Genomic DNA, 17,735 nt, shown 5'->3' on the forward strand with positions numbered 1-17,735 from the left:
TACCAATTAAAGTAATGAAAATCTAAAAATTTAAATATTCAATTTAGCAAGTTCATTTTTCGTCAAATAAACATCTCGCGGTTTAGATCCATGCTCACCTGAAATAAAATTATTTTGCTCCAAATCATCAATAATACTTGCAGCACGATTGTATCCAATGGAAAACACTCGTTGCAATTTTGAAGTTGAAATTCCATCCTCGTCTGCAATATAACTCAAAACTGATTTCCACAAGTCATCATGTTGTTGAGCTTGTTCTGCACTTCTAAGCAATGATTTGGGCTGAAACTCGTACTTTGGTGTTTCCTGACTTCGAACTTGATCACAAACTCGCTCAACTTCTTGGTTAGTAACAAAAGCACTCTGAAGTCGCACTGGTTGACTGGCACCACTACCCAGATAAAGCATATCTCCCTTACCAAGTAGTCGTTCAGCTCCGCTTTGATCAATGATTGTTCTTGAATCAATCTGGCTTGACACCATAAAGGCAATTCGTGTTGGAATATTATTCTTAATGGTCCCAGTTACAATATCAACGCTCGGTCTTTGAGTAGCAACAATCAAGTGAATCCCAGCTGCCCGAGCTTTTTGTGTAATCCTAACAATATAATCTTGGACTTCTGTTGATGCAACCATCATCAGATCAGCAAGTTCATCAATCACAACTAGGATTTGAGGCAACTTATCCGCATCACGGCCATTTTTATGTGCCGCTTGATTATACTGAGTTAAGTTTCTTACCTCAGCAGCAGCTAATCGCTCATAACGGTTGTCCATTTCCTCAGTAACCCATTTTAAAGCAGCGGAAGCCTCTTTCGGATCTGAAACAACCGGAGTTAACAAATGTGGAATCCCATTATATGGCGCTAATTCAACCGCCTTAGGATCAATTAAAATCATCCTTAAATCACGAGGCGAATTGCGATACAACAATGAAACAAGCAAACTGTTTATGAACACACTCTTTCCAGATCCCGTTGCACCAGCAATCAAAGCATGTGGCATTTTTTGAATATCGGCAGTCTTAGAAGCGCCACCAATACTCATCCCTAATGCTACTTCTAACGGTGAATGACTAGATTCAAATTCATTTGAATCTAGAATCTCTGAAAGCATCACTGGTCTAGGCTTTGGATTAGGAATCTCGATTCCAACCGTCGACTTACCAGGAATTGGAGCCTCGATTCTAATATCTTTGGCTGCTAGGGCCATCTTTAAATCATCAGTTAGGTTAGTGATTTTGCTTACTTTAACACCAAGTTCCAACTTAACTTGAAATTGAGTAACGGTCGGTCCATCGGTCCAATCGACTACGTGACCATGAACCCCAAACGCCCTTAATGTATCATCAAGTGTTTTAACTTGCTTTTCAATCCATTCACTCAAACCATCATCAGAAGTCGAAATTGGTGGATTAAGCAGGTCACGACGAGGAAATTGATAATTAGTCTGACCCTCCTGATTGCTTGAAGTGTCGGCCAAATGCCTATGATTCGTTGTGGTTTCACTTTTTGAATCAGTAAGTTCGTTAGCAGGTTGAAGAAGTGCTTTTTCCTCATCTTGACGCTTATCAGTACTATCAATTGGAGAAGACGTCTTCTCGTTATCGCTTCTTTCATCAGGTTCTTTTAACTTATCTTGTGGATCCGATTCACTTAAAGTGGGATTACTTGATACCGTACCTGATGCGTTTTGATCATCATTATCTTTTCTATCATCACTAAACAAAGCTAGATTAGCCGCTAAGCCACTCTCCTCTTTAAAGATATCTGCGAGCGAATGGCCTAATTCACGTTTACTGGCTGAAGATTCTTTATCATCTTCAGAGTTATCCACAGGCTTAGAGTTATCCACAATGTTTTCATTCTTATTTACATTTTCTTTAACAATTGGTTGAACGTCATTTTCCCATAAATCTAGATCATCAGCTGGAACGGCAGTTGGATCTTTAGGATTTAGATAAAGAACAAAATCATCATCATTCTTCTCCAATTCAACGGCTGCATCTTGATATGGTTTTCCGACTGACTGATGAACGGAATAGAAATTACTATTTTGGTTACGGGAACGCGGAGTAAATTCTTTTGTTCTTTCCACTAAGGAATTTCGGGACTCAACATAGTGCTTTTTATCATCTTTAAATTGCAACTGAAATCCGCTCTGATACTTTGGTTGATAACGAGACTGATAGGCTGATTGTTTAACATTAGAATCGTCACTACGGATAATTTCTTGATTTGATTTTTTTGTTGTTCTATGAAAATCATTGATTTTTTTATTGCTACTCTTAAAGGGAACTTTCCCATTAAAGTATTTACGATAAAATGCCGGTCCATCATAATGTTCCAATTTAATCACCCTTAAAGAATTATGTATAAAAAAACGAATAGAAACTATTCGTCAAAAAGATTTTTTGCTTTATCAAAATCAAATGGTTGCCCAACTTCATAAGAATCGGGTAAAACTAAAGCTCCTGGTTTATCGGGTGCATTAGGAATGTCTAATTCTCTTCCAGAACAAATCATTCCATCACTTTTTACCCCACGAAGCTCTCCTGGCCAAATAATTTGTCCATTTGGCATCATGGCTCCAACTTCCGCTACAACAACTTTGATTCCCGGTCTCATATTGGGAGACCCACTAACAAGTTGCAGCATTTCTCCATTCTGGACTTTTGTTTGAGTTATGTGAAGATGATCAGACTTCGGATGATCTTCCATTTTTTCAACGTAGCCAACCACAAACTTTGGTTCGGTACTAGTAGGTAAGAAAGTTTTAAACCCAGCCTCTTTCAACGCATCATTTAAAACTTCAACATCGTTACTTGAAAGATCAACTTTTCCATTCTCTGATTTTAAGTTCCCTAAAATCTCACTGGCATTGAAAAAATTATATCCAACTACGTGTCCCTTCTTATCTTTAATCTGAACAATATCATTTGATTTTGATATTTTCTGTGGTTCCGATCCTTCTCCAAGAATGACAACCAAAACATCACCCATTTGGCTTGGATTATAACTTGCGATCATCAAATTTAGCTCACCTCCGAATTTATTGTGGAAGAGATTTAATAAAATCTTCTACTTGTTCCTTGGTTTTTCGATCTTTATTAACCAAACGACCAGTCTCAATCCCATTATCAAAGGCAACGAAGCTTGGAATTCCAAAAATGTTCATTTCCTTAGCTAAATCGAGATTTTCATCCCGATCAACTGCAATAAAGTCATAGTTTGGAAAATCTTTTACAATTTCTGGCATAACAGGCTTGATAAACGCACAATCTGGACACCATGTGGCAGAGAAAAATAGGATGTACTTTCCATGCTTAATTTTTTGCTTTAATTCGTTAAGATTCATTACTGGTAATTGTTCCATCGTATCCCTCCTAAACATTAATATTATAACCCACTCATATTAAAAATGTTATATAATAAATTCAACAAATTCAATCGAAGGGATGCTTTTTATTATCATAAAACACAAACTAGCTTTTATTACTGGATCCGTAATTGCGGGAGTTTCGCTGTATTCACTTATTAAATTCAAGCAAGAACGCGACCAAGATCGGGTTAGACGTCACTTGTCCGATACATTAAGCAAAAAGTTTGATAATAGTGAGTTGTATGGTTACTGGATCGACTTTAACCAAAACGAAGATGGCCAGTTCCTTGGCGGAATCAACATTTTAGACGATGATAACCATGACATTAAATCATATGGATTTACATTCGATTTGACCACAAATAACCTCGATAACGTTCAACTTTTAAACACAAAGTCGATTAGTTAATCAACAAATTGGGCTACAATCTTATAGATTGGGCCCTTTTCTTTAAATTTCTCTTCATATTCAGTTTCTACATTATCTTTAGCAGCATCGCTAGCATGCAAGTCAAGATTAACGGATTCAAACTTCATCCCAAAATTATTCAAACTAACCAACGAATACTCAAATAATCCACGATTATCAGTTTTAAACTCCAGTTTAGCTTGGTCAGGTAACACGTCTTGATAACTCTTAAGAAAACGCGGCGAGGTAAGTCGCCGTTTTGTATGTCGTTTCTTTGGCCAGGGATCAGAAAAGTTTAGAAAAATTTTTGAAACCTCACCCTTTTTAAAAATGGTGTTCACAAGACCGCCATCAGTATGAATCAATTGAACGTTATCTAAACGACTATTTACGACTTTTTTTAGTGCCATTGCAATTACTGACTTTTGAATTTCAATCCCAATAAAATTAATATTGGGATTTTTTTCTGCCATTTCAGTAATAAATTTTCCTTTACCACAACCAATTTCGACATAAATTGGGGCGTCTCTAGAAAAACGTGTTTCCCACTTTCCCATGTATTTTTCTGGATCATCAACAATTAATTCAGGATGATCTAAAATAAATTGATTTGCCCAGGGCTTATTTCTAACTCTCATCATTTAACCTCAGTTTCTAATTTGTTTAACTTTTTTATTTAAATAGGGAATCGTTAAGACATATCCCTCAACAATCCAAATTACCACCGTTATTAAGATTACAGGAACCGACATCCGGGCGATTAACATTGCAATCAGGAGGATAAAGCATTCAAACAAAAGTAAAATTTGAACGATCTGTCGAAAATCCGTCAGCTGGATCTTCTGACTAACCGGATAAATATGGGTAAACACATTACTTTCAAAATGCTCATAAAATGGGATTAACTGAAATCCGACTAAATAAACAAAAATAATTGTCATTAACGAAACAATAATTTGATTAGGAATAATCAATACCAAAATAACGGCAATAATTATTAAGCGAAAGTAAAGAGACCCTGGTCCACTGTCTCTTAATAATGATCGAAGATACAAATTCGAATAGACGTGACCTTGATCTTTTTTTAACAACTTAAAAATTGGATCCAAGTATTTTCTGCGGTGAATCCGACCTGAAAGTTCAGGGACTTCGGTGAATAAACTATAAAAATGATAAATCCGATTCATACGAGAATCTTCATGTTCAATTGCATAATTCCAGTTTAAGATCTTATTTTTGGTTAGAATAGCGACATACATTAACAATGCAGCCACAACTAATGCTAATAGTGCAGCTATAAAAACATTAAAGTACAATGCTAATACCAGAATAATAAGGGGGATAACCCACTCAGTTACACCGGCTAATACTACATGTCGATTTAACTGAAAATAGAGTTTGATTACTTGATATGACATCCAACCGGTTTTCAAAAGCAAAATTACGATTAACAACCCGATTAACTCTGAAATTGTCCATCCAATCGAAACACTTAAAAATGGCATTAGTACAAACCACGTTACTAAATCAATCAGCAATGCCATAAACAAACTATAGAGAAATGCTCCCTTAAAGTAACCAGCAAATTGGTATTCCCTAGGGGCCATAAAAACCTTATCAGCGGACTTGATTAAAGTTGCCAGTCCACCAAGTTGAAGCACCACTAGTAAAATCAAAATCGCAATCGGGCGCTCCCACCATAAATTGCCTGATAATTGCTTTAAAAATCCAGAGTAAGCGTAGCCCAGACCACCCACAAAGAACATAATCGCAATCACAAAAAAATCGTTAAAAACATATTTAAGGTATTTAGTCATTTCGATTAAATGATTGCTTAACCTTTTTTGGAAAATCCTATTCATTTTTATCATCCCTTGCTAAAGACAGATAAATATCTGAAAGTGACTTCCCATCATTGGGATACTCTTTTCTAATCTGTTCCATCGTTCCTTCCGTTTGAATCTCACCTTTGTTAATTAACACAAAACGATCACAATACTTTTCTGCGGTATCAAGAACATGAGTCGACATTAAAATACTGGCACCCTTACTCTTCTTTTCTTCAATCAACTGCAAAAGATCATCGACCGCGAGCGGATCGAGACCTAAAAATGGTTCATCAATTACATAAAGCGACGCATTAGTAATGAACGCACAAACAATCATCACTTTCTGACGCATTCCTTTTGAAAAGTTGGCAGGAAACCAATCAAGTCGTTTATCCAACCGAAAAGTCTTAAGTAACTGATTAGCTTTCTCCCACGCTACTTGTTTATCCAAATTATAAGCCATGATAGTAGTATCAATGTGTTCTTTTAAAGTTAATTCTTTGTATAATACTGGCATTTCCGGAATATATGCAATTTGTTGTTTGTATTTTTCAATGTTTTGACCAATCTGCAAACCATTGACTTTAACGGTTCCAGTAAATGGCTTCATGAGTCCAATAATATGATTAATGGTAGTTGACTTCCCAGCACCATTTAAACCAATTAAAGAAACTAATTCGCCATCATTAACATCAAAAGTCTCATTTTTTAAGACTGGCACACTAGAGTAGCCACCAGTCAAGTCTTCTACTTGCAAACTCATATTTACCCTTCATTTCTTTTCATTATTATAATCAGTATACCATAATTGCTTGCTATCACTTATTATGCAGGTAATGTTAGTGTATAATTGGATTAACTTGAAGGGAGAGATTTATATGACTGATTACGATCCAAATTGCATTTTTTGTAAAATTGTCCAGGGTGAAATCCCTAGTTATAAAGTTTATGAAGATGACGAAATTCTTGCATTTTTAGATATTTCCCAAACAACTCCTGGCCACACTCTGGTGATTCCTAAAAAACATATTCAAGATATTTTTCATTTTGACTCCGCTACAGCGGGTAAAGTATTTGCGAAAGTGCCAGAAATTGCACGTGCGGTCAAAAATTCTAACCCAAACATCAAAGGAATGAATATCGTTAATGATAACGGGAAAATTGCCTATCAATCTGTTCTGCATGCTCACTTTCACTTAATTCCCCGTTACGGTAAAGATGATACTTTTTCAATTAACTTTTCTGATAATTCTAAAGAATATGACGAAACTAAATACCAAGAAGTTGCTGATTCAATTACCAAACAATTGGAGGATTAACTCATGAAAAAAAAGACCGCTTGCTTAATTGGTGCCGGAATAATAGTTGGTGTGTCACTTACTGGTTTATTGCTTTTAAAAAAGAAGTCTAATCCCACAGATAACGTAACCACTGCCGACCTTAAAAACATTTTTCATTCAGCTAGTTCAGTTAAACAAAATTTAAACCAATTCACAAAAGCTTTAAATGATGCAAAACCAATAATAGATGGTCTTAATCGTGACGTACATGAAGCCCAATTTCAGCTAAAGCCTAGAATTGATCTTTTATCTAACGAAATAAATAACATTTAATTTCAATTAAATTATTCGACCAAATATTAATTTGCATCAAATATATGTTATATTAAAAATAAATGGAGTACTGAATGTTTTGAGTACTTTAATATTTTGAAGAAATGGATGTGCTAATATATGAAGAAAAAATGGCTCGTTGGAGTTGCAGGATTACTTTTAAGTGTTTCACTGGTTGCCTGTGGTAGTAAAACAGTTGCTACTACTAGTGGTGGTAAAATTACAGAAAGTCAATATTACAATAGTATGAAAAAGACCCCACAGGGTAAAACAGTTCTCCAAACTATGATTTTGAACAAAGTTCTTAACAAAGAATATGGTAATAAAGTTAAATCATCTCAAGTTGATGACCAATTTAACCAATACAAGTCACAATATGGTTCTCAATTTAAAACCCTTCTCAGTCAACAAGGTTTAACTGAGAAAAGTTTAAAAGAACAAATCAAAGATAATCTTCTGTTAAAGCAAGCTGTGATTGCTAACACAAGTTTCTCTGACAAAGATTTGCAAAACCAATTCAAGAAATATCAACCTAAAGTAACCGTTAATGAGATTACCACCAAAAATCAAGGTGACGCTGAAAAAGTAATTTCTGGCTTAGAAAACGGTCAAAAATTCTTTGACTTAGCCAAGAAGTACTCAACTGATGCTAACAAGAAAGACGGCGGCAAGATGGCTCCATTCGATAATATGGATCCAAGTCTTGACAATAACTTCAAAAATGCTGCCTTTAAACTCAAAAATGGTGAATACACCAAAGAACCTGTCAAAACTAAAGCTGGATACCAAGTAATCCAAATGGTCAACCACCCTTCCAAGGGTAAATATCAGGATCACAAAGCTGAATTAAAAGACCAGTTGGCAACTGAACGCATGAGCGATAGTAATGTCTTACACGCTGTCGTTTCAAAAGTTCTTAAAGATGGAGATGTAAAGATCCAAGACAAAGACTTACAAAACATCTTAGCTGATTACACATCAACTCCAAAACCAATGAAATAATCAATCATAAAAAGAAAATGGTCAGTAACTTTTAAGTTACTGACCATTTTCTTTTTTATCAGGTTTATAAAACTTATTTCGATCCATTCCAAAAATTCGTTTACTAAATGATCCTGCTTCCGTATCATTTAAAGCCCCAGTAATCATGTTAATTGAAGCATCAAGTTCATCTAAATCATGGAGAATCTGTGCTTCCAGCAATTCAGGCGTAACCGGGGATCCATACTCCTTAATTCCATGATGTGAGAGCACCATATGTCTTAGAAGTAATAAATCTTCAGAATGCTGATCGATTTTTAGTTGGTCAGCAGCTTCAACAATTTCCCCATCAATAATACTGATATGTCCTAACAGATCACCTTCACTAGTATAAGATGTCGAAACAGGTCCTGACAGCTCAGTAGTCTTGCCTAAATCATGAAGGATGGCACCTGCATACAGAAGTGAAGAATTAACTTGTGGATAGAGCTTAGCGACTTCCTTGGCCAGCTTCAAAATCGAAATGGTGTGAAATGCTAATCCGCCTGCATAAGCATGATGATTCGATTTAGCTGCCGGAAAAGTAAAGAATTCATCCTGGTGCTTTTTAAGAAGTACCCGAACAATTCGATTCCACGTTGGATTAATAATTTCGAAAATTGTCTGACCAATATATTCTTCCATCTCGGAACGAGTCATTTGAGCATGTTGCATAAACTTAGATGGATCACTGGGTTCACCAGATTCTGTTTGTCGAAGATGATTAATCTTAATTTGTGGACTTCCCTGGTAAGCTTCCCGTTTGCCATTAATGTGAACGACCTGCCCAGCTTTAAAAGTCTTTACATCCTCATTACTGGCACCCCAAAGTTTTCCACCGATCTCTCCGGAATTATCTTCAAAAACAAACGAAATGAATTGTTTTCCGTTCTTAGCAATTCTAGTATCGGCCGACTTAACCAATACAAACGCATCGATTTCTTCGTCCATTTGATATTCTTTCAATTTTTTGCTCATTTGACTCCACCTCCACTACTTTAATTCAATTAAATGATCGCCACTTACATCGTGTCTAATTCGATCATCAGCCGTAAAATAAATCACCTGCGTGCTTTTAGCCAAAGCTTTCATTAATTCAATTGCCTTATCAGTTCTAAAGTGATCAAAGTCAGCAAAACCATCATCAATCATAATTGGCATTGGATATTCATCACTAAAAGCCAACGTTAACGCAAAAACCAACGATAAGTATAACTGCTGCATGGTTCCTTTTGAAAGTTCCTCAACCTTGAACTTAACTCCATCAGAGTTAACAACCGTAATACTTCTCTTATTATAATCAATTTTACTATAATGACCGTCCGTTAGTGTTTCAAAGAATTTAGCTGCATCCTTTCTAACTTTAGGAATTCTTCCACTACTAGCGGCATCGAGTACTTTTTCAATCCACTGATTAGTTAACTGGTAAACCAACCATTTTTGAACCAATTCGTTAACTTTAGTATCCATACTGGCCAATTCCTGGGTCAATGAATCAAGCGTCCCATCTTTTTCCATGTTATTAATTTGCACGTTAAGTTGCGCCAACCGATCAGATTGATCGGAAAAATCTGCGTCCAACTGTCCAATTTGTTTCTGAAGATCATTAATCACGTTTTTTAACTGATTAACATTATCGTATTTTTGTAATCTTTCAACAATTGTCTGATCAAGTGAGTTTTCTAACTCCACTTTACGTTTGTTTTTATCCGTAGCGATCCGCTGCTCATCGTATAATTTTTTAAAATCACTACTACTTGCAACGTTTCGTTCCTTTAGGAAATGGTCAAGACGATCACTTACTTCTTTCAACTGCTCACGATGGCGATCAACCATTGAAGTTAAACTACTCAATTCATGGCTCACCTGTTCTGCATTTCGCTTTTGATCATTTACATTTGAGATGAACTGTCTAATTTTACTTAACGCTACCATTTCATTATCGGAATCACTTAAACCAATTTTACTGGAAGCAAAATTCCAACGATCGAGGTAACTCTCAACCTTCTCATTCATTGTCTTTTGGTTTCCAATGAAATTCTGTAAACTATCACGATCTAAGTCACGTCGTTTAATGGAGTTTTGTAAAGCACTTGTCCATTGGTTAAATGGAATACTCTGGATGTGATGCTCGTTTCCCATTTGACCCAACTCTTGCTCAATCTGAGTCAATTTTCGCTTTAAATGGTCAGTATCATTCTCCTCTTTAACTGGTTGGTTCGATTTTTGCACATAACGATAAATGCCAAAACCAATACACAATAACCCAATGACCACCAAAATAGGAAGAGTTACTCCACCCATAAAAATTCCAATTCCAATAATTATTAGACCAACCGCATCAGCAATTAATGATAACGAATTATCTCCGCTCTCATTTGTGGGCATCGCATGAACCTGATAGTTTATTTGTGCTTTTACATTTTGATACTCATCTATTAAGGTCGATATTTTGTCAATCTCATCATCATTAAACGGAATACTTTCACTTCCACCAGCATCAAATTCATCATTAGCCAAACGAGTCTGATATGTTTTGATATCATGATCAAGCTGTTCAATCCGTCTGACCTGTTGGATTTGGCCGTCCAGTTCTAAATATAAATTACGAATTAAATCAGCATTATCATTGTAAAATTTCAAATCAGAATTGGATTCCTGATGCGTATTCTTAAAATCAATAATGTTTTGTTCATCATTCTTAACATCTAATTGAATATTACTAATCTTATTTTGGATGTCTTGAAATGTTTCAAAGTCATGCTCAGAAAAGCCGTGTTTAACCGCTAATTTATCGTCTTGTAATTGTCTTAATTGAGCATATTTATCCCAGTTCGCTAAATCTTGATTAACCTGATTTAATCGCTCAGAAAATTTATTTCTTTTATTGCGATTCTGAGTCTTTTTTTCTTGTTCTTTTTTAGCTTGAATGGTCAATTCATGGTACTTGGGATATTCATTACTGGCTTCATGTACTTTCGCGTTCAATCTTTCTCGATCAACTAAAAGTCGGTTTAACTCAGGCTTTTTACCAGTCGGCTTATAGATCTTACCACCATTTTCCTGATTTTCGTCCTCTAGTTCAATCCAGTTATCAATCCCTACGACCCCAACACGCTGGATTCGTTTTGACAATTCTTCACGATTTAATCTCGAAATATCATTTAAATCAACGTTGCCAAAATAAAACAGGTTATCATATGATTCCCGATTGATTGGACCTAAAATTTTATCCAAAATTCCAGCAGGTAATTCATTTTTATTTTGATCAAAAACGGTTAATAACCCACCATTTTTACCTTCATTTCTTTGAACAAGATAAGTAGTTCCATTTTGTTCAACCGTTAAACGACCACCCATTTTATAGTCATCTTTGGGAGTGAAGTCTCGCTTACTCCGACTGTCCCGAAAGCCAAATAAAACATCTTTAATGAAATTTAAGAGGGTTGTTTTTCCAGCCTCGTTTCTTCCATAAATAACCTGGAACCCACTAAAGTTCAGTGTTAAATTATGAAGTTTTCCAAAGCCGAATACTTCAACTTTTTTAATCCTCATCCTTCACGTTCCCTTTCGTTTTACTAGTAATTAAATTCATACTTTCATCAAGTAATTTAGAGATGGCTTCATCACTTAAAAAGTTGTCACGAATGTAAGAGTGCTTAAAAAGCTTCTTCGCCAAATTTTTAAGGTTTTCTTCATTATAAACTTCATGCTTAGTGTCATCCCAGAATTTCTGATCTAGATCATTAAATTTCATCCCAGAATTATCAACAACGTCAATTTCATAAACCCAAGCATTAAATCGTTCAAAATCATATTGTAACTTTTCCTTAACCCGGTCGAGCAATTCTTCTGACGAAAAATTGGCTTCTTCGCTCATATTTAATTTCACACTCAATAAATTAAGTTTGGAAAAATCACTCGACTCAATTTTCTCCATAATTTGATTAACGACCGCTTCTTCTGAGTCAGTTCCCCGTAAATTCATTGAAAGATTTGACCAAATGAGCGGACAGGTGGGTTCAAACTGAACGTTTAAACCTCCATTAGTCTCATCACTGACTAATAAGTACCCCTTTTCACCCATTTCATTTTTATGACGGCCCTGGATATTTCCCGGATATTCAATTAAAGGATGATGACCTAACTGCTGACGCTTATGAATATGCCCTAATGCCCAATAATCATATCCCAAATTTTCCATTTCGTTAATGGTAAACGGTGCATACTGTGAGTCTTTGCCACCCTTAATAGCACCGTGAACCATCCCAATTTGGTAGTCAGCGTTTGAACGTTCTGGAAATCCAGAGATAATATCATCTGAAATATTCCTAGTAGCGTAACTAAAACCTGTAATAGCAACTGTTCTTCCGTCTTTAAGAGTCAATGTGTGCGTCGTCACTTCTTTGGGAAATACGTAAACATTAGCCGGAAAATTGAAATTTTTGGCACCTTCACTTTGATAATCATGATTACCAAACGAAAGAAGTACAGGAATATCATGTTCATCCAATCGTTCTAACTGTTTAATCAAAAAACTAATGGCTTTGACACTTTGGTGACTACTGTCAAACAAATCTCCCACTAGCAAAACAAAATCAACATCATCTAAAATGGCATCATCAATAATCTTCTTTAATGAATCGAATGGAGCCTCGTGCAAAATGTCCCACAGCTTACTCGGAGTGGTAGCATCCTCTCTGATTCCTAAAAACGGACTATCCAAATGTAAATCTGCCGCATGAATAAACTTCATTATAATTTCTCCCATACAAAAAAATCGGAGCACCAATGGGCGCTCCGATTAACGATCAATTAAGCTTCATACATATCACGTAAAGGCTTAGTAATTAACATATTAGCATCATCAATGACTTTGCCCATTGCTTTTTCTTTACCCATCAATTTTTTGATGATATCAAGACTGTTCATTTTATTGGCAAGATCTTGAGCTTTTTTCATATCATCTTGCGAAATTTGTTGACCAGCCATTTGCTTTTGTCTTAATTCATTTTGATTAGTTTGAAAGTCCTTAAATGTCTTAAAAGCATCTTTGTCCTTCTTTAACTCATCGTATGTGGCTTGGAGTTCTTTAAATTCATCAGTCTTTACTAGTGCATCCTGTAAAGTTTGTGCGTCTTTCATTACATCATTTTCTGCCATAATTATTTCCCTCCTTAAATATTGTTACAGTGTATATTTTAACATACGTGAAGCTATCGGCCTAGTAAAGCTTTCGCACCGCTAATAACTTCTGAGGCACCCTTTTTAATTCCACTGGCACCTTCTTTAACGATTCCCTTAACGACTTTACCAGTATCATTAGTAATACCCTTAAATAGTTTAGAATTCTGCGTATCATTATCTTCATCACCATCACGTGCCACCGTTTGTGCGTCTTGGACACCAAATTGGGTTCCCTTGGTGTACGGAAGAATTTGTTGCATTTGTGTCTTGTACAACGGACCAACGTCGGTCCCAGTCAAATTCTCTAAATGATGCGTAGAGTTGGTACTATCAAAGCCTTCCCAAGTTGCTACCACAACGTTAGGAGTGTATCCGATGATCCATTTATCTTTGGTAGCATCGGAATCTGGAGTATTATCAGCCTCAGTACTTCCAGTTTTTCCGGCAACTTGATACCCGCTCGGTTTAGCATCAACACCAGTTCCATTATCAAAGACACCAAGCATCATACTTGTCATCTGTCGTGCCGTTGAAGGAGACATGATTTGTTTTGAACTTGGATGTTCATTATCAACGACCGTCTTCCCTGTCGAATCAACGATCTTAGTAATATAGAACGGCTGTGAAATTTTCCCTTTATTAGCAAAAGCAGTATAGGCACCAGCCATTTGTTGTGGGGAAACTCCGTTGGACAAGCCCCCAAGGGCCAATGCTAGATTCTTATCCTTATCCGTGACCGGTAAGTTGAACTTTTTAACCGAATCGTATCCCTTGTTTACTCCGATCTTATTTAATAACCAAACTGCGGGCGCGTTCATACTCTGTGCCAGAGCTTGGTACATCGGAACTTTTCCTGTATAAACATCATTGTAATTATGCGGAGTATAGTGGTTTGATCCATACGATTTCTTCTGGTTTTCAAGTTCAGAATCATAATAATACCCGTTTTCAAGAGCTGGCGTATAGACCGCAAGTGGTTTCATAGTCGAACCAGGCTGACGTTTAATATCGGTCGCACGATTATAACCACGGAAAACCGTCTTACCACGTCCACCAACAACCGCTTGAACCCCACCATTTTTTGGATTCAAAGCAACTGATGCAGCTTGGACCTTGGTCCCATCCGAAGCATCATTAGGAAACAAATTAGGATTTTTAAAATCAGTCTGAAAGCTTTGCTGCTGTTGCTGATTTAGATTCGTATAAATTTTATACCCGTGATTCATGATGTCAGATTCAGTTAATCCATATTTTGAGATAGCCTCATTAATAACAGCATCAAAATAATAGGGATATTTATACCCATTAGTAGAACGATAGGAATTTTTAGTGTTCAACGGCATGGCTTGGTATTTTTTTGCCTCTGAATTAGTGATCTTATGGTTCTTTGCCATTAAATCAAGAACCACATTTCTCCTCTGACGTGCCGCCTCCGGATGATCAATCGGATTATTACTAGGATTCGATAGCATCCCTGCTAACACAGCTGCATCCTGGACCGGTAAATCTTCCGCAGACTGCCCAAAGTATCGCTTCGAGGCATCTTCGACCCCATACACGCCGTTACCAAAGTAAGCGTTGTTCATATACATCGTCAAAATTTGGTTCTTTGAATAAACGTTCTCAATCTCAATTGAAATGAATAATTCTTTAAGTTTTCTGGTTAAAGTTTGTTGCTGGGAAAGAAAAGTGTTCTTGGCTAACTGCTGCGAAATTGTACTTCCTCCACCACTAATGTAGTCACGACCAAGTACCCTATTCTTAATTGCAAGTAAAATGGCTCTCCCGTAACCACTAACCGAATAGCCATGTTCCTTATAGAAATTACGATCTTCCGTCAAAAGAATCGCATTAGGAATATTTTTTGAAATCTTATTCATCTGAACGTAAGTACCCTTTTGTGCGTACAATTTGCCAGCTTCTTGGTGATGTGAATCATAAATCACAGTCGATTTTGATAAATTAGACTGAAGATCACGAACGTGCGAAGTCTTTGCCACAATCGTCAAATAACTACTTAAAACCAAGATAACGAATAAAACAACTACAATAATCCATCTCGTAATTTGAAATCTACGCCAGAATTTTCTGAAGTAACCCCAAATTCTTTTAAATATTGACTTACTTTTGCTGTTGTTATCCATAAAAGTCCAAATCTCCTTTTATCATTAAATGCTATTGTAACACATGGACATTAATGGATTTTAAAAGATAAAGTGGATGTCAATTGACATCCACTTTATTCTACATTTGATCGGGTGCTTTAATTCCCAACAATCTTAACGACTCTTTTAATACAATCGCAACACTTTTGACAAGGTCGAGACGGGCGTCTTGCTCATCATCGTCCGCTAAAATCTTAGAATGAGCATAATATTTGTTGAATGACTTAGCTAGTCTTAGCGAATACTTAGCAATATCGGAAGGCTCAAATTCATTTCGAGCTTGTTTTACAACTTCTGGAAAGGCCTGAAGTAACTTAATGACTTCAAAAGCACCTGCATCAGTCAATTCATTTGCTGATTCATCAAATTCTTTTTTACCAGACTTCCGCAAAATACTCTCAGCACGAGCATGGGCATACTGAACGTATGGGCCAGTCTCACCTTCAAATTTTAATTGGTCTTTAAGTACGAAATCAATGCTATTGATTCGCTCACTCTTAAGATCACCAAAGATAATTGCACCAACCCCAACTTGTGTAGCCACTTCATCTTTATTTGGTAAATCAGGATTCTTCACAGCAATTTGTTGTTTTGCCATGGTAATTGAATCATCTAAAACCTTGTTTAATAAGATAATATTCCCACGTCTAGTTGAAAGCTTTTTTCCATTAACCGTAATTAAGCCAAACGGGATATGATGAACACCGTCCGCATTCTTTATGCCCATCTTTTTTAAGACAGCTTTTAGTTGATGGAAATAATTAGTTTGTTCGGATCCTACCACGTAGAGATTCATGACCGGATGATACGTCCGTTCACGGTATAACGCCGTTGCAATGTCTCTAGTAATGTAAAGAGAAGCCCCATCGCTCTTTAAGATAAGTGCTGGATTTAGGTTAGCGTTACTTAAATCGACCACTTGAGCTCCTTGAGATTCCTGAAGCAATCCATCTTTTTTTAGGATGTCAACCACTTCATCCATTTTGTCATTGTAAAATGACTCACCATTATAGGTATCAAATTTAACGCCCAGTTTTTTATAGGTATTATTAAAAGCCTCTAACGAGACATCTCTAAACCACTTCCATAGTTTGGTAGCTTCGGGATCACCATCTTCGAGTTTTTTAAACCATTCGCGTGCTTCTTCGTCTAGTTCAGGATTTTTCTGATCTTCCTTATGAAATTTAACGTAATACTGAACTAAGTAATGAATTGGATGACGCTTTACGTCCTCTTCATTTCCCCACTTTAAGTAAGCCGTAATTAACTTACCAAATTGGGTTCCCCAATCACCTAAATGATTATCTTTAATTGTTTTATATCCATTTTTTCTTAAAATTTCGGAAATTGAATTTCCAATCACAGTGGAACGAAGGTGTCCCATTGACATTGGCTTAGCAATATTTGGAGAAGACATATCAATGGTCACGGTCTGATCCTTGCCATCGTAATTATCACCATAGTGCTCTTTATCCGTCAAAACCTCTGACATGACTTGCTTACTAACTTTTCCTTTATCCAAGAAGAAGTTAACGTAAGGACCAACGGCAACGACTTTATCAAACTGACTTCCATCAACATTATTGACGATATCCTTTGCGATCTGTTGAGGAGCTTTATGTAACTCCTTAGCTAGAATAAAAGTTGGAAATGCTAAGTCCCCGTTATCTGAAGTTTTCGGTTTCTCAATTTTTCCGTAAATATCACTCGTTGAAATTTGGTTGTTAGTTGCATCAGCAACTACGTCTGCAACTTGTTGTCTGTAATCCATAATATCCTCCTCATAAATAAAAAGCCTCTTACATTAATTAAATCAATGCAAGAGACGAGATTACCCGCGGTACCACTCTATTTGGAAATACCCACTCATTATTAAATTTGTATACCTAGAAAGGACGCCTTCCCAATCACAATTTATCTAACTCACATCAACTTAGATTTGCTTTGAAATTATAATTAGTACTACACTCTCATCGTTGGTAGCTTCCCAAAGCGGGTGACGGGAATCGAACCCGCGACGTAAGCTTGGGAAGCTTAAATTTTACCACTAAACTACACCCGCAATACGTGTATAATTATATCATGAATTATACCCCTTGTCATCAAGACTTCTACAGAGCCGTATGATAAA

Annotated in this window: 16 protein-coding genes and 1 tRNA gene; 4 read left to right on the plus strand and 13 right to left on the minus strand. The window is 36.4% G+C overall.

The genetic code is table 11. From position 1 onward, the window contains the following. Window positions 1-30: 30 nt before the first annotated feature. Genes AC6UDB_RS03620 through AC6UDB_RS03630 form a run of 3 tightly spaced genes read right to left on the minus strand, consistent with a single transcriptional unit; the run spans window position 31 to window position 3,375 of the window. Complete coding sequence (locus AC6UDB_RS03620) at window positions 31-2,349, minus strand: DNA translocase FtsK (protein ID WP_500709169.1); 2,319 nt, start codon at window positions 2,347-2,349, stop codon at window positions 31-33. A gap of 44 nt (window positions 2,350-2,393) precedes the next feature. Beyond that, entirely contained in the window at window positions 2,394-3,032 is a 639-nt protein-coding gene (gene ytpR, locus AC6UDB_RS03625; RefSeq protein WP_500693655.1) for a YtpR family tRNA-binding protein, read from the minus strand. Between the two features lie 19 nt (window positions 3,033-3,051). Further along, window positions 3,052-3,375, minus strand: coding sequence for a thioredoxin family protein (locus AC6UDB_RS03630; protein ID WP_500693654.1), 324 nt, complete (start codon window positions 3,373-3,375; stop codon window positions 3,052-3,054). 82 nt (window positions 3,376-3,457) lie between these two features. Here AC6UDB_RS03630 and AC6UDB_RS03635 point away from each other — a divergent pair, with 82 nt between their 5' ends. Beyond that, entirely contained in the window at window positions 3,458-3,790 is a 333-nt protein-coding gene (locus AC6UDB_RS03635; RefSeq protein WP_500693653.1) for a hypothetical protein, read from the plus strand. Here AC6UDB_RS03635 and trmB read toward each other — a convergent pair. Genes trmB through AC6UDB_RS03650 form a run of 3 tightly spaced genes read right to left on the minus strand, consistent with a single transcriptional unit; the run spans window position 3,787 to window position 6,382 of the window. Next, entirely contained in the window at window positions 3,787-4,428 is a 642-nt protein-coding gene (trmB, locus tag AC6UDB_RS03640; protein ID WP_500699530.1) for a tRNA (guanosine(46)-N7)-methyltransferase TrmB, read from the minus strand. The two genes, AC6UDB_RS03635 and trmB, sit on opposite strands and share 4 nt — an antisense overlap. 9 nt (window positions 4,429-4,437) lie before the next feature. Next, window positions 4,438-5,652 carry an ABC transporter permease gene (locus AC6UDB_RS03645; RefSeq protein WP_500699531.1) on the minus strand — a complete coding sequence of 405 codons (1,215 nt, stop codon included), beginning with the start codon at window positions 5,650-5,652 and terminating at the stop codon, window positions 4,438-4,440. Then, window positions 5,645-6,382, minus strand: a complete 738-nt coding sequence (locus AC6UDB_RS03650; RefSeq protein WP_500695725.1) for an ABC transporter ATP-binding protein — start codon at window positions 6,380-6,382, stop codon at window positions 5,645-5,647. The genes AC6UDB_RS03645 and AC6UDB_RS03650 overlap by 8 nt, the downstream gene beginning before the upstream one ends. Window positions 6,383-6,497: 115 nt before the next feature. On the opposite strand from AC6UDB_RS03650, the gene AC6UDB_RS03655 reads away from it, so the two are divergent. The 3 genes from AC6UDB_RS03655 to AC6UDB_RS03665 all read left to right on the plus strand — a co-directional run bounded on the left by AC6UDB_RS03655 (window position 6,498) and on the right by AC6UDB_RS03665 (window position 8,234). Next, complete coding sequence (locus tag AC6UDB_RS03655; protein ID WP_500709170.1) at window positions 6,498-6,938, plus strand: HIT family protein; 441 nt, start codon at window positions 6,498-6,500, stop codon at window positions 6,936-6,938. 3 nt (window positions 6,939-6,941) lie between these two features. Then, window positions 6,942-7,232, plus strand: coding sequence for a hypothetical protein (locus AC6UDB_RS03660; protein WP_500709171.1), 291 nt, complete (start codon window positions 6,942-6,944; stop codon window positions 7,230-7,232). A 120-nt stretch (window positions 7,233-7,352) separates the two neighbouring features. Next, the gene (locus AC6UDB_RS03665; RefSeq protein ID WP_500709172.1) at window positions 7,353-8,234 is read left to right on the plus strand and encodes a peptidylprolyl isomerase; all 882 of its coding nucleotides are present in this window, start codon (window positions 7,353-7,355) and stop codon (window positions 8,232-8,234) included. Between the two features lie 36 nt (window positions 8,235-8,270). On the opposite strand, the gene AC6UDB_RS03670 is transcribed toward AC6UDB_RS03665, so the two are convergent. From AC6UDB_RS03670 to AC6UDB_RS03700, 7 genes are all read right to left on the minus strand, one after another. Further along, on the minus strand, window positions 8,271-9,230 hold the full coding sequence (locus AC6UDB_RS03670; protein WP_500695728.1) for a 3'-5' exoribonuclease YhaM family protein: 960 nt from the start codon (window positions 9,228-9,230) through the stop codon (window positions 8,271-8,273). A gap of 15 nt (window positions 9,231-9,245) precedes the next feature. Then, the gene (locus AC6UDB_RS03675; protein WP_500706610.1) at window positions 9,246-11,807 is read right to left on the minus strand and encodes an AAA family ATPase; all 2,562 of its coding nucleotides are present in this window, start codon (window positions 11,805-11,807) and stop codon (window positions 9,246-9,248) included. Then, on the minus strand, window positions 11,797-13,008 hold the full coding sequence (locus AC6UDB_RS03680; RefSeq protein ID WP_500699536.1) for a metallophosphoesterase family protein: 1,212 nt from the start codon (window positions 13,006-13,008) through the stop codon (window positions 11,797-11,799). The genes AC6UDB_RS03675 and AC6UDB_RS03680 overlap by 11 nt, the downstream gene beginning before the upstream one ends. A gap of 59 nt (window positions 13,009-13,067) precedes the next feature. Then, complete coding sequence (locus tag AC6UDB_RS03685; protein WP_500693643.1) at window positions 13,068-13,415, minus strand: YlbF family regulator; 348 nt, start codon at window positions 13,413-13,415, stop codon at window positions 13,068-13,070. Window positions 13,416-13,468: 53 nt separating this feature from the next. Further along, window positions 13,469-15,583 (minus strand): transglycosylase domain-containing protein, encoded by a 2,115-nt coding sequence (locus AC6UDB_RS03690; RefSeq protein WP_500709173.1) that lies wholly within the window; start codon window positions 15,581-15,583, stop codon window positions 13,469-13,471. A gap of 100 nt (window positions 15,584-15,683) precedes the next feature. Then, the gene (argS, locus tag AC6UDB_RS03695; protein ID WP_500709174.1) at window positions 15,684-17,375 is read right to left on the minus strand and encodes an arginine--tRNA ligase; all 1,692 of its coding nucleotides are present in this window, start codon (window positions 17,373-17,375) and stop codon (window positions 15,684-15,686) included. A gap of 220 nt (window positions 17,376-17,595) precedes the next feature. Beyond that, window positions 17,596-17,666 (minus strand) — tRNA-Gly (locus AC6UDB_RS03700). Window positions 17,667-17,735: the final 69 nt, after the last annotated feature.

The organism is Fructilactobacillus sp. X3R2C1, from assembly GCF_059901235.1.